10 protein-coding genes are annotated in these 14,794 nt (G+C 66.0%); 3 read left to right on the plus strand and 7 right to left on the minus strand.

The window, feature by feature from the left end:
• Positions 1-38 precede the first annotated feature (38 nt).
• Together MasN3_RS01895 and MasN3_RS01900 are read left to right on the plus strand one after the other, a co-directional pair.
• On the plus strand, positions 39-1,619 hold the full coding sequence (locus MasN3_RS01895) for an acyl-CoA ligase (AMP-forming), exosortase A system-associated (protein ID WP_281911804.1): 1,581 nt from the start codon (positions 39-41) through the stop codon (positions 1,617-1,619).
• The gene (locus tag MasN3_RS01900; protein ID WP_281911806.1) at positions 1,612-2,868 is read left to right on the plus strand and encodes a pyridoxal-dependent decarboxylase, exosortase A system-associated; all 1,257 of its coding nucleotides are present in this window, start codon (positions 1,612-1,614) and stop codon (positions 2,866-2,868) included. Before MasN3_RS01895 ends, MasN3_RS01900 begins: the two co-directional genes overlap by 8 nt.
• 40 nt (positions 2,869-2,908) lie before the next feature.
• Here the strand turns inward: MasN3_RS01900 and MasN3_RS01905 are convergent, their stop codons facing one another.
• The 5 genes from MasN3_RS01905 to MasN3_RS01925 all read right to left on the minus strand — a co-directional run bounded on the left by MasN3_RS01905 (position 2,909) and on the right by MasN3_RS01925 (position 9,882).
• A complete protein-coding gene (locus tag MasN3_RS01905; RefSeq protein WP_281911808.1) occupies positions 2,909-3,895 on the minus strand; it encodes a glycosyltransferase family 2 protein in 987 nt (328 codons plus the stop codon).
• A 99-nt stretch (positions 3,896-3,994) separates the two neighbouring features.
• Entirely contained in the window at positions 3,995-6,511 is a 2,517-nt protein-coding gene (locus tag MasN3_RS01910) for an oligosaccharide flippase family protein (protein ID WP_281911809.1), read from the minus strand.
• 14 nt (positions 6,512-6,525) lie between these two features.
• A complete protein-coding gene (locus MasN3_RS01915; protein ID WP_281911810.1) occupies positions 6,526-7,506 on the minus strand; it encodes a polysaccharide deacetylase family protein in 981 nt (326 codons plus the stop codon).
• 1 nt (position 7,507) lies between these two features.
• The gene (locus tag MasN3_RS01920) at positions 7,508-8,701 is read right to left on the minus strand and encodes a glycosyltransferase family 4 protein (protein WP_281911811.1); all 1,194 of its coding nucleotides are present in this window, start codon (positions 8,699-8,701) and stop codon (positions 7,508-7,510) included.
• Positions 8,701-9,882, minus strand: a complete 1,182-nt coding sequence (locus MasN3_RS01925) for a glycosyltransferase family 4 protein (protein WP_281911812.1) — start codon at positions 9,880-9,882, stop codon at positions 8,701-8,703. The genes MasN3_RS01920 and MasN3_RS01925 overlap by 1 nt, the downstream gene beginning before the upstream one ends.
• 336 nt (positions 9,883-10,218) lie before the next feature.
• On the opposite strand from MasN3_RS01925, the gene MasN3_RS01930 reads away from it, so the two are divergent.
• Positions 10,219-11,580 carry a UDP-glucose dehydrogenase family protein gene (locus MasN3_RS01930; RefSeq protein WP_281911813.1) on the plus strand — a complete coding sequence of 454 codons (1,362 nt, stop codon included), beginning with the start codon at positions 10,219-10,221 and terminating at the stop codon, positions 11,578-11,580.
• A 77-nt stretch (positions 11,581-11,657) separates the two neighbouring features.
• Here the strand turns inward: MasN3_RS01930 and MasN3_RS01935 are convergent, their stop codons facing one another.
• On the minus strand, positions 11,658-13,553 hold the full coding sequence (locus MasN3_RS01935; protein WP_281911815.1) for an XrtA/PEP-CTERM system amidotransferase: 1,896 nt from the start codon (positions 13,551-13,553) through the stop codon (positions 11,658-11,660).
• A 57-nt stretch (positions 13,554-13,610) separates the two neighbouring features.
• Positions 13,611-14,792, minus strand: a complete 1,182-nt coding sequence (locus MasN3_RS01940) for a TIGR03088 family PEP-CTERM/XrtA system glycosyltransferase (RefSeq protein WP_281911817.1) — start codon at positions 14,790-14,792, stop codon at positions 13,611-13,613.
• Positions 14,793-14,794 lie beyond the last annotated feature (2 nt).

The following is a 14,794-nucleotide window of genomic DNA, read 5'->3' on the forward strand; positions in this document are numbered from 1 at the left end:
TGGCTGCCCGGACAGGGAGCGGGAAAGGATCAGTTTTCATGAGTGAGCTCGTTCACGATTTCATTTTCTCGGCGGCAGAGCGCATGCCGCATGCCGAAGCGCTGGTCTACCGCGGCGAGCGCCTGGACTACGCGGCGCTGGCGCAGCGCGTCCGCGCGGCCGCCGGCGCCGTGCAGGACGCCGGCGTCCAAGGCGGCGAGCGCGTCGCGGTCTTCCTCGAAAAGCGCATCGAAGGCGTCGTCGCCCTGTTCGGCGCCGCCGCCGCGGGCGCCGTATTCGTGCCCGTCAATCCCCTGCTCAAACCGGAACAGGTCGCCTATATCCTGGCCGACTGCGGCGTGCGCGTCCTGGTGACCTCGCCGGAACGCCTGCGCCAGCTGGCGCCCGCGCTGACTGGCTGTCCCAAACTGCGTACCATTTTGCTCGCTGGCGCCACCGACGGGCTGGAAGCGCTGCCGGGCGTAGTCCTGCGCACCCTGGGAAGCGATAGCGCGCCGGCACGTCCGGTGGAACGCATCGACCTCGATGTTGCCGCGATCCTGTACACCTCGGGCAGCACCGGTAAACCGAAAGGCGTCGTGCTGTCGCACCGGAACCTGGTGGCGGGCGCGCTCAGCGTGTCGAGCTACCTGGCGCTGCGCCCGGACGACCGCCTGCTGGCGGTGCTCCCGCTCAGCTTCGACTACGGCCTGAGCCAACTCACTTGCGCCTTCCATGTAGGCGCGGCAGTGGTGCTGATCAATCATCTGTTCGCCCAGGATATCGGGCGCGCCGTGGTGGCCGAGCGCATCACCGGGCTGGCGGCGGTGCCGCCGCTGTGGATCGAGCTGGCGCGGCTCGACTGGTCGGCGGCGACCACGTTGCGCTACCTGACCAATTCCGGCGGCGCCATGCCGCGTGCCGCCGTCGATGCGCTGCGCGCGGCCATTCCGCAGGCCGAGCTATTCCTGATGTATGGGCTGACTGAAGCCTTCCGCTCCACTTACCTGCCGCCGTCCGAACTGGACCGCCGTCCGGATTCGATCGGGCGCGCGATCCCGAACGCCGAAGTGATGGTCGTGCGGCCCGACGGCACGCCCTGCGCGACAGACGAGCCGGGCGAACTGGTGCATCGCGGAGCCCTGGTGGCGCTGGGCTACTGGAACGATCCGGTCAAGACCGCCGAGCGTTTCCGCCCGACGCCGGGCCGCGATCCGGCCCTGCCGCTGGCTGAGATGGCGGTGTGGTCGGGCGATACGGTACGCCGCGACGCGGAGGGCTACCTGTATTTCATCGGCCGCAGCGACGAAATGATCAAGGTTTCCGGCTACCGGGTCAGCCCGACCGAGGTCGAGGAAGCTTTCCATGCCAGCGGTCTGGCGACGGAAGTGGCCGCCTTCGGCGTGCCGCACCCGAAGCTGGGGCAGGCGGTGGTGGCGGTGGCGCGCCTGCGTGAAGATGCCGGTCCCGATGCGGCGGCGGGCCTGCAGCAGGCCTGCCGCCGCCTGCTGCCGGCCTACATGGTGCCGGCCCACATCGACCTGCGTGCCAGACCCTTGCCGCGCAACCCGAACGGCAAGATCGATCGTCCGTTGCTGCGCGCTGACTTCATGAACCTGTTCGAGGACCAGCATGAGTGACTCCTGTCCACTGCAAAAGCCCGTGCATGCGGCGCAAACCCTGTTCGCCGTGGCGGATGGCTGCCTGCAGGTAGGCGGCATCCCCCTGACCCGGCTCGCCGAGCGGGTCGGCTCCACGCCCTTTTATGCCTACGACCGCAGCCTGCTGGGCGCGCGCGTGGCGCAACTGCGCGCTGCACTTCCGGGTTCGGTACGGCTGCATTACGCGGTCAAGGCCAATCCGATGCCGGCCCTGGTGCAGCACATGGCCGGCCTGGTCGACGGCTTTGACGTGGCCTCGGCCGGTGAGATGGCGGTCGCCCTCGACACCGGCATGGCGCCGGGCGAGATCAGCTTCGCCGGCCCCGGCAAGCTCGATGCCGAGCTGCGCCGGGCGATCGCCGCGGGGGTCTGCCTGCACATCGAGTCGGAAGGTGAACTGGCGCGCGCGGCCACCATTGGCGCTCAACTGGGCATCCGGCCGCTGGTGGCGCTGCGCGTCAACCCGGACTTCGAACTGAAGGGCTCGGGAATGCGCATGGGGGGCGGCGCCAAGCCTTTCGGCATCGACGCCGAGCGGGTGCCGGCGGTGCTGCGCTCACTGGTGGACATGCCGGTCGAGTTCCGCGGCCTGCACATCTTCAGCGGTTCCCAGAGCCTGAAGGCGGACGCCATCATCGAGGCCCAGGCCGCGACCATCGAGCTGGCCCTGGCCCTGCTCGAAGACAGCGGCTTGCCGCTGCCCCAGCTGAACATCGGCGGCGGCTTCGGTATTCCATATTTTCCCGGTGAGGCGCCGCTGGCGCTGGACGCCATTGGGGCTAAGCTGGAAGCCTGTATCGCGCGTCTGCATGAACGTTCGCCACAGACCGAGGTGATCGTCGAGCTGGGACGCTACCTGGTAGGCGAGGCCGGCGTGTACGTGGCTCGTGTCACCGAGCGCAAGGAGTCGCGCGGCCAGGTATTCCTGGTAACCGACGGCGGACTGCATCACCATCTGGCGGCGTCCGGCAACTTTGGCCAGGTGATCCGCAAGAATTATCCGGTCGCGATCGGCAACCGGATGCAAGATGGCGCCGGCGCGCAGCGTGAAACGGTCTCCGTGGTGGGGCCGCTATGCACCCCGCTCGACCTGCTGGCCGAGCGCATGGAGTTGCCAAAGGCGGAAGCGGGAGACCTGGTGGTGGTGTTCCAGTCCGGCGCCTACGGGCGCAGCGCCAGCCCGGCCGCATTCCTGAGCCATCCGGCGGCAGCCGAAGTCCTGGTCTGAGGCCATCCCTTGATCAGGATGTCCCAAACTTGCATCCTCCTTATTTCCCCAGCTTCAGAAAGGTTTCTTTGGTCAAGGCTGCTGCTTCTAGCATGAGCGCGCGTGGCAGGTAAGACAGGCTCTTCAGGGGACGGGTGCCACAGCGCGCCGCCTGGATGAACAGCGACATGCTGGAGCGGTAGCTGCCCGAGAAGAACAGGTCGCAGGCCATCTGGAACGAGCGGCTGCCGCGCATATGGCGAATTTCGGCATCGGACAGCTTGCTCGCCTGTTCGCGGATATGGCGCTCGATCATGGGCTGGACGATGTCGCCGGTCTGGCGGCGGTGGCGCTTCATCAGGCTGTCATTTAGGTCATAGTAATTGATCAGCACTTCCGGCAATACCGTGATCTTGCCGCGGGTGGCCAGTTTGATCCACAGGTCGAGGTCCTCGCCCACCGCCAGTTGTTCATCGAAGCCACCCAGTTCACGCACCAGCGCGGTACGGGTGAGCACGGTGGGGGTCGGCAGGAAGTTATACACCAGCAGGGTCTTCCAAGCGTCTGCGCCCTGCACCGGCGGCCGGTTCACGTGGCCTTCCTTGAGCGGCCGGCCCTCCGCATCCGTCTGCTGGCTGTTGCAGGAGACCAGGGTGATAGTCGGATCGGCGGCGATGGTCGCCACCTGGCGCTGGAGTTTGCCTGCCAGCCAGATGTCGTCGGCGTCGAGAAAGGCCAGGTAAGGCGCGCGCGCCAGCCGGATTCCGGCATTGCGTGCCGCCGATACACCGCTGTTGAGTGGCAGTTGCAGCAGGATGATGTTTTCTCCCGGCCGGATCGCGGCGCGCACGGCGTCCGCGGTGCCATCGCAGCTGGCGTCGTCGATGACAATGATTTCGGTCCCCACGCCTTCCTGGGCACGTACCGAAGCGAGTGCGCGTGCGATGGTCGCAGCGGCATTGAAGGCCGGGATGATCACGCTGACCTGGATGTTGTCGGGGGCGCAGGAAAGTGCGGCGCCCGGCCGGTCGTTATGTTGTTCTTGCATCGGGTTAACCTTCGAAACCATATTGTGCTCTTGATAGTGGGGCGGGCTGCGCCGCCTTCGGATCGATATAGGTTGTGGCGACAGGACGCATCGCGAGTCCTAGGCCCGCGTGCGCGCGAGTGCACGCACCGGGCGCAGGAATAGCCAGGCCGCCAGCCGGGTTGGCTCGACAAGGCCGTCAGCGCCGGCGATCTCGCGCTCCGAGATGTGGAGGCGGCCGACCGGGCCGATGTCCTGGCCCGGCTCGGCTGCGCCACCGATGCGGTTCAGGTGGCCGCGGCTGTCGAACAGGTAGCGGTAGCCGGCCGCGCGACAGGCCGCCAGCACGGTGTCCGATCCGGCGCCGTGTGGCAGCGACATCGAAACGATCCGTTCCTGGCCGAGGTAGCCGGACATCGACTCCTGCGCGGCGCGTAGTTCACGGGCCAGGTCGGGAACCCGGGTCAGGGGCTGGTGGCTCATGCCATGTCCGCCGATCGCATGGCCTGCGGCCAGCTGGCGTAGCTGCGGCACGTCCATCATCGCGGGAAGGCCGTGTCCGGCGCCGCTTCGGCGGCGCAGTTCGGCGGCCAGCGCCAGCGTTTCGCTGCGTGGACGCTGGCCGAGTTCGCGGATCACGGCGCGGATCGCCGCTTCGCCGCCGGCTGGCGCAACATCCTTGAGCGGCTTCATGTCGAGCCCGGCCAGCGCCGCCCTGAGCTGTGCCAGCGCCTCCGGCTCGGTCGCCAGGAAACTGAATACGGCTTCCTCCCAGAAGGGAGCGCTCTGGCCAACCGCGCCGCCTGCCACGAACACCAGCGCCGGCATGCGGTAGCGGTCGAGCACCGGCTGAGCGAATTCTGCGGTGTCGGCCCAGCCGTCGTCGAAGGTGATCAAGAGGCTGTTGGGCGGCAGGGTGTGTTTTCCTTCGAGCGCCGCGAACACCCGAGGCGCATCCACCACGTTGTAGTGGCGGCGGAAGAACTCGAGGCATTGGCCGAATGCTTCTACCGTCATGGTCCATTCCGGATCGGCGCCGGCGAAGCGCGGATCAGTGCGTGGCAGGACGCGGTGGAACATCACCACCGTCAGGTTGCGGCGGTTGCGGATGCGGTGCCAGGCGCCCAGCAGGCCGCTGCGGTAGACCAGCCGCTTGACACGCGTGGCGAGGCCCGGCGCCGAGGTGCGGCTGGAGGGGGCATGCAGGCCGAGCAAGGGTAGCACGTGTTCGCCCAGCGGGTGGCGGGTGAGCACCAGGCCGCCAAGCCATCCCAGGACGGCGCCGAGGCCTCCCAGCGCCAGTGCGCTCCAGACGTGTGGCGTATGGTCGGAACCTCCCAGCCACACCAGGACCGGCACCGCCAGCGAGCAGGCCGCGATTGCGACGCTGCCAGCACAGGCACGCGCCAGCGCCGGCGGACGCACGCCGATAGTGCGGTGCAGGAACCAGCATACAACCACCAGGCCGATGCATTCGGAAACTACCATAGCCAAGGCCACCGCTTCCAGGCCCCAAGCCGAGCTGGCCAGCACGGCAGCGATGCGCAGCGGCTGGACCAGTAGGTTGCACAGGGTCGCGCTGCGCACTTGGCCCGCCGCCACCATCGCCTGCGACGAGAAGAGGCCGACCGCACTGACGATGCTGGCCACGCACAGCAGGCGCGCTATCGGCACCGCGGTGTTCCACTGGTCGCCGTACAGGGCACGGGTCACTGGATAGGCCAGCACCAGCAGAACTGCCAGGAAGGGCCAGGCTACCGCGGTCAGCTGTGACACCGCTGTCAGGTAAGGCTTGTCGAGCGCCTTGCCATCGCGCTTCACCTGGGCGAAGTAGGGCAGCACCAACGGCGTGAGCGCGCTGGCGATCAGGCGTGTGAACAGCTGCACCAGGCCGGTGGCGCGGCTGAAATAGCCGACCGCCGCCAGGTTCATGACCTTGCCGATGATGAGCTCTGGAGCGCTGGCGCCGGCGTTATTGGCCAGGTTGCCCAGGCTGCTGATGCTGCCGAAGGACAGGATGGCGCCCAGATTGCGAAAGCGCGGTAGCCAGGGCAGGCTGGCGGGCCGGAAGACGTTGCTGGCCAGGCCGAAGGCGAGGATGCCGGCGAAGTTGCTCCATGCCAGGCTGAGGGCGCCATGACCCTTCAAAGCAAGCCAGATGCCCACGCTCACCTGGCACAGGGCAGCGAAGGTCTTCACGTAGAAGATTGCGTCGAGGCGCCCTTCGCGCCGCAGCACGCCGAGCACTACCGAGCCGAAGGGAGATATCGCGAAGCTGGCCGCCATCACCAGCATGACATCGCGCAGCGCCTGGTTGGCATAGAACTGCGCCACGGGCACACTGAGAAGCGCCATCACGCCCGCTACCGCCAGCGCCAGCAGGATCGCCACGCCCATTACCGAGCTCAACTTGTCGCGGCCCAGTTCGCGTTCCTGGATGATGTACTGGATCACGCCGAAGTCGCGGAACGTGTGCAGCATGGTCATCAACATGGCCGCCACCGAAAAGGTGCCGATCTCCGACGGCGACAAGATCCGCGCCAGTACCATCACCGACACGAACTGGATTCCCAGCTCGACGTATTGCGTGGCGAACGAGATGCCGATTGCCTTGCGGCCTGTGAATGTGTTTGTCATGGTAGCCATGACGTTCACGCTGCCAGCCAGCGCAGGACGCGGAATACGTAGAAGGGGCGGGTAACGTCCCAAGGACGGCTGCGCGGTAGGGCGAAACGGTGGTCGGCAGCGCTGGCCGCTCCGAGGGCGGTCGTAAAGGCGGCCTCGAAGCCGGCCTGGCGCGCCATGGTCATATGGCGTTCGTCGAAATCCTTGCCGTGCTTGCCGTTCGGGTAGGCGAAATAGCGCACCGGCCGGCCCGTTATCGCTTCCAGCTGGCGCTTGCTCTCTTCCATCTCCTGCAGCGCGCCGGCATCGGGCAGGCTTGTCAGGATCGGATGCGACACTGTGTGTGCCCCGATCTCGATGCCCTGCTCCATCAAGGCGCGGATCATGTCTGTGGTGAGCATCGGCTCGCGCGCCGGCGAATCGGCCAGCCCGTCGAGGTGCTCGACCAGGGCCTGGCGCGCGGCCGGCTCGAGATACTTGGCTTTTTCAGTCAGTACCGCGACTGCCTCGCGGCGCTGTTCGAGGGTGTCGAGCGAATAGCTGCCAAGCCCCGCATCCTCCAGGTTGAGACCGGCCGCGTTCATGGTGCGCAGCGCTTCCAGAATGCGGTCGTTCCACATGCTGCCGCGGTCGACGAAGCCGGTGGTGACGAACACCGTGGCGGGAAAGCCGAACTCGCGCAGCACCGGCAAAGCCAGGTCATGGGTCGAGCGGTAGCCGTCGTCGAAGGTGATGCATACCGCGCGTGGCGGCATGCGGCCACTCGCGAGCGCCGTGAGCGCCTCGTCCATCGGCAGCACGTTGAAGCAGTCGGCCAGCACCTGCATCTGCCAGCGGAATGTCTTCACGTCCGGTTCGGCCGCCAGCAACGGATCGGCCGACTCCAGGATACGGTGATAGTTCAGGATACATAAACGGCCTTGTCCGGGCCTGCCGGTGGCGATTCGGTCACCGATATACCGCACCAGGCGCGCACTCATGCCTGAAGAAGGCGTATACGCCGTCATGTCATGTCCTTTGCGAGGAAACCACGGTAGGCGGCGTCTCATGGCGGAGCAGCAGCCCTTGGAAGAGGCCGACGACGCGCAGCGCATTTTCGTGCCAGGTGAGTCTTTGTTCGGCGATCGTGGCACGGGCATTGGCCGCCACCTTCTCGCGAAGGGTGCGATCATGACACAGGCGGTCGACCGCTTGCGCCAGCGAAGCGGTACTGTCCGGGTCGAACAGTACCGCATTCTCGTCGCGCGTCAGGATCTCTTCGATGTTTGGTTGGGCCGGGCCGACGATCGCCTTGCCGAGCGCTAGGTATTCGAACAGCTTCAAAGGCGACGCGTAGGCCACCACCGCCGGCTGCAGCGCGATGTCGAAGGCCGCCACGTGGCGCGCCACGTCGTCGCGGCCGACGATGCCGGTAAAGGTCACGCGGCTGGCGATACCGAGCTCGCGCGCCTGCTTTTCCAGGCTGGCGCGCGCCGGACCGTCGCCGACTACCAAGAGGTGGCGCTGCGATTCGGGCGGGTCTTTCGCTATCAGGTCGATTACCTTGTCCAGGCCGTGCCAGTCGCGCACGAAACCGGTGAAGCCCAGCACCAGCTTGCCGCCCAGGCCGAGAGCGCGCTTGGCCGCCTCGACGTCGGGCACCGACGAGAAGCGCTTGTTGTTGATGCCATTCGGGATCACCACGATGCGCTCCTGCGGCACGCCGTAGGAAGCGACGATGTCGCCCAGCACGCGCGTTACCGGCAGCACCACGTCGGCGTTGCGCCAGGCATAGGCTTGCGACCAGCGCGCCAGGCGGGTGAGTGCGAGGCCGTCGTAGCGGCTGCGCTCTTCCAGGATCGGGGCGTTGATCTCGAGCAGCAGCGGCAGCTTGTAGCGGCGCGCCAGCGAGACGCCGGCCGGCAGGAACAGGTTGTAGCGCTCGTAGATGCAGTCCGGCTTGTGCTCGCGCACAGCTTTTGCCAGGCGGCGGTAGGCCACCAGCGAATAGCCCAGCTCTATCAGTTCGTAGAACCATTTCGGCAGCCAGCGCTTGAGCAGAGCCACGGCGCCGGCGTCCGAACCGAAGTCCTCGGTCTCGGCGCTGGGCGGAGCCACGATCACGATCTCATGGCCCTGCTCGCGCAGGGCATTGATCATCTCTTCGATGTGGACGTACTGGCCGTCCTTCGAGCGGGTGCGGTGGTGATAAAGGATGCGCATCAGGTATGCCCCATAAGAATAGTGCGGAACAGGTCGATCTGTCCCTGCGTGGTCTGGTCCCAGCTGAAGCGTTCGGCGTAGCGCCGGGTGGCGGCGCGGTCCGGGGTGTCGGCGCGCAGCAGCTTGACGGCTTCCGCCAGGCATTCCGGCGTGCGCTCGGGTATCAGGCGGCCCGCTTCGGGCGCGGTAACGACTTCCGGCGTGCCGCAGATGCTGGTGGCGACCACCGGCGTGCCGCAGGCCATCGATTCGAGCAGCACGTTGGCCCAGCCTTCGCGGCTGGAGGCGAGCACCAGGAGATCGGCGGCGCCGTAATAGGTACGCAATTCGGTCTGCGGCACGGGACCAAGCAGGCGCACGCGGTCGGCCACGCCGAGTTCTTGCGCGAGGGCGGCCAGCTTGCCGCGGTCCGGACCGTCGCCGGCGATCATCAGGCTCACGCCCGGCAGGCGGGTGAGGGCCTTGACGATGATGTCGTGGCCCTTGACTTCATTGAGGCGGCCGACCGAGAGCAGGGTGTAGCCGCTAAGGCCGAGCTTGGCGCGCACCGCATCGCGTTCGGTGTCCATCGGCGCGAAGCGCTGCAGGTCGACGCCGTTGCGCAGCGGCGTAATGCGCTGCGGGTCGGCGCCCAGGCGCACCATCTCGTCCTTCAAATAGCTGCAGACGGTGATCACGGCGTGCGCGTTCTTGGCCGCCCACAGGATCATCTTGCGCGGCACCGGGAATTGCGGCAGCAGGTTGATGTCGCTGCCGCGCGCGGTCACCACCACCGGCTTGTTGAAGTACTTGCCGAGCATGACCGCCGCCACCCCGTCCGGGTAGAAGTAATGGGCGTCAATGGCGTCGAAATCGTAGCCGCTATCGATGATCCGGCCGATCGCCGGACGCACTGCGCGCGCCATTAGATGCGGCGCGACGTTCATGCCGATCTTCGGCAGCGCCACGTAGCGCGGATGGCTGACCTCAATGGCGCCGCGTACTTCGTTGGTAGGCACACACGCCAGCTTGCCGTACTTGCCGAAGCGCTCGTGTGCGAACGGGAACCAGGGTACGGGGGCGACCACGCGCGATTCGACCTGGCCGCTGGCGATCAGGTAGCGCAGCCGGGTTTCCACGAACAGTCCATGGGTGGTCTGTTCGGCATTGGGAAACAGAGTGGAAAACGTCAATAATTTCATGTCGGAACTTGACCGGACAGGCATTCCGGCACTGCCTTCACAAGGCACGCGGACCGGTCTTCGCTTGTTGCACCTGACCGGTATAGTCAGGACAGGGAGTGCTTATTGGAATGCCATTTTCGTTAAAGGCAAGTCAGCATATTACCTTATAAAAATTAAAATATCGCACTTGTTTCGTGTGGGACACAGTGTCCGTTTTTACGCATGCAGTGCCATACACAATAATGTTATTTCGTTTGCAATTTTTTAACGGCACTGTTAGTCTTGCTAGAAACATTCACGGCCGGGCTCGCTTGAAGCGCCGGCTATCCGTGTCTCTTTCCACGCTGAATTCCTATGAAAATTTCCATCATCGGCACCGGGTATGTTGGCCTGGTGTCTGGCGCCTGCTTCGCTGACGTTGGCAATACCGTGCTGTGCCTCGACGTCGATGCTCGCAAGATCGACATGCTCAAGGACGGCCGCATCCCGATTCACGAACCGGGCCTCGATTCGCTGGTCAACCGCAATGCCGGCGCGGGGCGCCTGCTGTTTTCCACCAGCTACGATGAAGCGGTTGCTCACGCCGAGGTGATCTTCTTGGCGGTCGGAACCCCACCGGACGAGGACGGCAGCGCCGACCTGACCCACATCCTGACCGCCGCGCGCAGCATCGGCAAACGTATCGACCGTCCGGTGGTCATCGTCGACAAGTCGACCGTACCGGTGGGCACCGCCGACAAGGTACGCGCTGCCATCGCAGGCGAATTGGACAAGCGTGGCCTGAATATCGAATTCGCCGTGATCAGCAATCCGGAATTCCTGAAGGAAGGCGCCGCGATCGGCGACTTCACCCGTCCGGACCGCATTGTGATCGGCAGCGACAATGTATGGGCGACGCGCCTGATGCGCGAGCTGTACGGTCCTTTCAACCGCAACCACGAAAAGCTGGTCGAGATGGACGTGCGCAGCGCCGAGCTGACCAAGTACGCCTGCAACGCCATGCTGGCCACCCGCATCAGCTTCATGAACGAACTGGCGAACCTGGCCGAACTGCTGGGCGCCGACATCGAGGCGATCCGCCTCGGCATGGGCCTGGACCCGCGCATCGGCCCGAACTTCCTGTACGCCGGCGTCGGCTACGGCGGCTCCTGCTTCCCGAAAGACATCAAGGCTCTGGTCAAGACTGCAGCCGACCACGAGCAACCGATGTACCTGCTGAACGCCACCGAGAAGGTCAACGAGGCGCAGAAGAACGTGCTGTTCAGCAAGCTGTGCCGTTTCTACGGCGGCGAAGACAAGCTGGCCGGCCTCACGATCGCGCTGTGGGGCCTGTCGTTCAAGCCGAACACCGACGATATGCGCGAAGCCTCGAGTCTGTGCCTGATCCGCAAGCTGTTCGCGGTCGGCGCCAAGGTTGTGGCCTACGACCCGGTGGCGAGCGAAGAAGCGTTGCGCGTGCTGCTGGCCGAGCACGGCCCGCAACGCATCGCCGAGATGCTGCGCATCTCGACGTCGGCCATGGATGCGGTGCGCGGTGCCGATGCGCTGGCGCTGGTCACTGAGTGGAAGGAATTCCGCTCGCCGGATTTCGCCCAGCTGGCCCAGGGCCTGGCAAGCAAGGCTGTGTTCGACGGCCGTAACATCTGGCAGCCGGCCATGGTCTCATCCTATGGCCTGCATTACGAAGGGATCGGGCGCGTCAGCCGCGCCGCGTGAAGCGTTCCCCGGGCCGCATGCCCAGGGTGTTCGTATAGATGTGAATCAGCGCCCGGCCTGTGCCGGGCGTTAGTTTTTCAGCGTCCCAAGCTGACGCGCAGGAAGGCTTCGAACATCAGCACCGACCACAGCGAGGCGCTGTAGTCGCTGGTGCCGGATTCGTGCTGGTCCACCATGTGGCGCAGGTAGCGCTCGTTAAAGATGCCGGTGTCCAGCAGGCGCTGGCTGAGCACCGCTTCGCGCACGGCTCCGCGCAGCGGGCCACGCAGCCACGCTGCGACCGGGATCGAGAAGCCCTTCTTGGAACGGTACAGCACGTCCTCGGGCAGGAAGGGTTCGAGCGACTTCTTGAAGATGTACTTGCCCTCGCCACCCTGCAGCTTGATGTTCGACGGCAGCCCCGACACCCACTCCAGGAAGGTATGGTCCAGCAGCGGCACCCGCACTTCGAGCGAGTGGGCCATGCTGGCGCGGTCGACCTTGGTCAGGATGTCGCCCGGCAGGTAGGTCTTGAAGTCGAGGTACTGTAGCAGCGACAGCGGGTCGTCGGTGGGAGCGTTCTTGGCATGGCTGCGCATCACTTCAATCGCGCGGTAGCCTTGCAGTTTGTTGCGGAAGCCATCGCTGAACAATTCGTCGCGCACGCGGTCCGGCATGATTGACACGCCGTGGAAGTAGCCCTCGACCAGGTCGCGCGCCAGCGCTTCGAAGGTGGTCTTGGCACGGAATACGCGCGGCGCCCAGTCGGCCTTCGGGTACAGGGCACCCAGGGTCCCGAACAGGGGCTTGCGGATCCCGGCCGGCAGCTTGGAGCGCACGCTGTGCTCGGCCATGGCATAGCGGTAACGGCGGTAGCCGGCGAAGTTCTCGTCGCCGCCGTCGCCCGACAGCGCCACCGTCACGTGCTTGCGTGCCAGCTGGCAGACCCGGTAGGTCGGGATCGCCGAGCTGTCGGCATAGGGTTCGTCGTACAGTCCGGCCAGCAGGTTGACCAGGTCGTAGTCGTCCTTGCTTACCACCTGCGCGTGGTGGCGCGTGGTGTAGCGCTGGGCCACCATTTTGGCGTAGGTCGATTCGTCGAACTCGGGGTCATCGAAGCCGATCGAGCAGGTGATCACCGCATCCTTGCCCTGCTGCGCCATCATCGCCACTACCGCACTCGAATCGACGCCGCCGGACAGGAAAGCGCCCAGCGGCACTTCGGCTTCGGTCTGCGACAGCACCGCTTCCTGTAGGCGCGCGGCCAGTTCGGCAGTGACCTCGGCTTCTGGACGCGGTGCATGCGGACGGAAGGGCAGGTCCCAATAACGGCGCGGCGTCACGGTCTTGTCGCCGACGTGCAGAGTGATGCAGTAGCCCGGGCTGAGCTTATAAGCATTGTAGAAGATCGTGTTCGGTTCCGGCACGTAGCCGAAGGCGAAATAGTCTTCGACCGCCCGTGGGTTCAGTTCGCGCGACAGTTCGGGGAAGGTCATGATCGACTTCAGCTCGGAGCCGAACACGAACAGGCCGTTCGGCAGCAGCGAGTAGAACATCGGCTTGACGCCGACGTGGTCGCGCGCCATGAACAGCAGCTGGCGCCCCTTGTCCCACAAGGCGAAGGCGAACATGCCGCGCAGGCGGCGCAGGCAGCCCTCGCCCCAGGCTTGATACGCCTGCATGAGGACCTCGGTGTCCGACTTGGTGCGGAACACGTGGCCTTTGGCCACCAGCTCGTCGCGCAGCGCGCGGTAGTTGTAGATCTCGCCGTTGAACACCAGGGTCATGCTGCCGTCGGCGCTGCGGAAGGGCTGCTGGCCGGTGGCGATGTCGATGATCGACAAGCGCCGGTGGCCCATGCCCAGGCCCGGTTCCAGGTACAGTTCGCCCTCGTCGGGGCCCCGGTGGTACTGGCTTTCGTTCATGCGCCGCAGCGCTTCGCGGTCGATGGGGCGGGCGCCCCGGGTGTCGAGAATGCCGACGATTCCGCACATGGTAGGTGTTCCTTAAGTTTCTCTAATCTTTTTCTGAATTAATTCAGCCTGCCTTAATCAGGCCGGCTGGCGAATCTTCTGCCGGCACAGGCGGTCGTACAGCTTGCCGTATTCCGCCAGCATGGCGCGCATGCTGAAGGCTGCTTCGACCCGTGCGCGCGCCGCCTCGCCGCGCTGCCGGCGCAGCGCCGGGTCGCGTACGTAGCTTGCCAGGGCCCGGGCCAGCGCCTCGGTGTCCTCCACAGGCACCAGGCTGCCCTCGATGCCGTCGGTCACGACTTCGGGAATGCCGCCCACGTTCGACGCCACCACCGGCAGGCCGCAGGCCATCGCTTCCAGCATCGAGACCGGCGTGCCTTCGGCCAGCGAGGGCAGGGCGAACAGCGAGAAGCCGTGCAGCAGCGCGGCCACGTCGGCGCGCGCGCCGGGCAGCCACACCACGTCCTGCAGGCCGAGGCTGGCCACCTGTTCGCGCACCGCGCCCATCAAGGGACCGTCGCCGACGATGCTCAGGCGCAGCCGCTCGCGCTGCTCCGGCGCCAGCTCGCGCAGGCGGGCGAAGGCCGCGACCAGGCCGCGGTGGTTCTTGACGTCCTGGATCCGCGCCACGGTGCCGATTACGATGTCGTCCGGTCCCCACGGCGAGGCCTGGCCGGCCGCCACGTTTGCTGCGGCGAAGCGTTCGGTATCGACGCCGTTCCGGATGAACAGGGTCTGGTCCGCCGGGATGCCTACCGTCTCGCCGAGCCAGCGGCGCAGGTCTTCCGACACCGGGATGAAGCAGTCGATGAAGGGCGCCAGGCGGCGGCGCAGGAAATTGTGCTTCGGGTTCAGGCCCTGTGGATCGCTGGCGTCGCGTCCGTGCTCGGCGTGGATGCGCACCGGGATGCCGGCCAGCGCGCCGCTGAAGTTGTACTCGAGCGCCGACAGGTTGTAGGTGTGCAGGATGGCCGGGCGCAGCCGCCGCATCAGCTTCCAGAACGCCAGGTGCGTGCCGAGTCCCAGGCCGGGTGGCTTGCCCAGCGCGTACAGCTCGACGCCGGGCTGGGTGATGCGCTTGGCGAAATCGGTATAGCGCGTCAGGCAGACCACCGCATGCCGGTAGCGTTCCGGCGGCATGCGGTTGATGCAGTCCACCAGCAGGGTTTCCAGCCCGCCGACGTCGAGCGAGTAGGTCAGGTGCACGACCAGCGGGCGCTGCATGCCGGGGGTCTCCAGGTGGGCGAGCTCGTTGCGCATGC

It is taken from the genome of Massilia varians (genome assembly GCF_027923905.1).
GTDB classification, from domain to species: Bacteria; Pseudomonadota; Gammaproteobacteria; order Burkholderiales; family Burkholderiaceae_D; genus Telluria; species Telluria varians_B.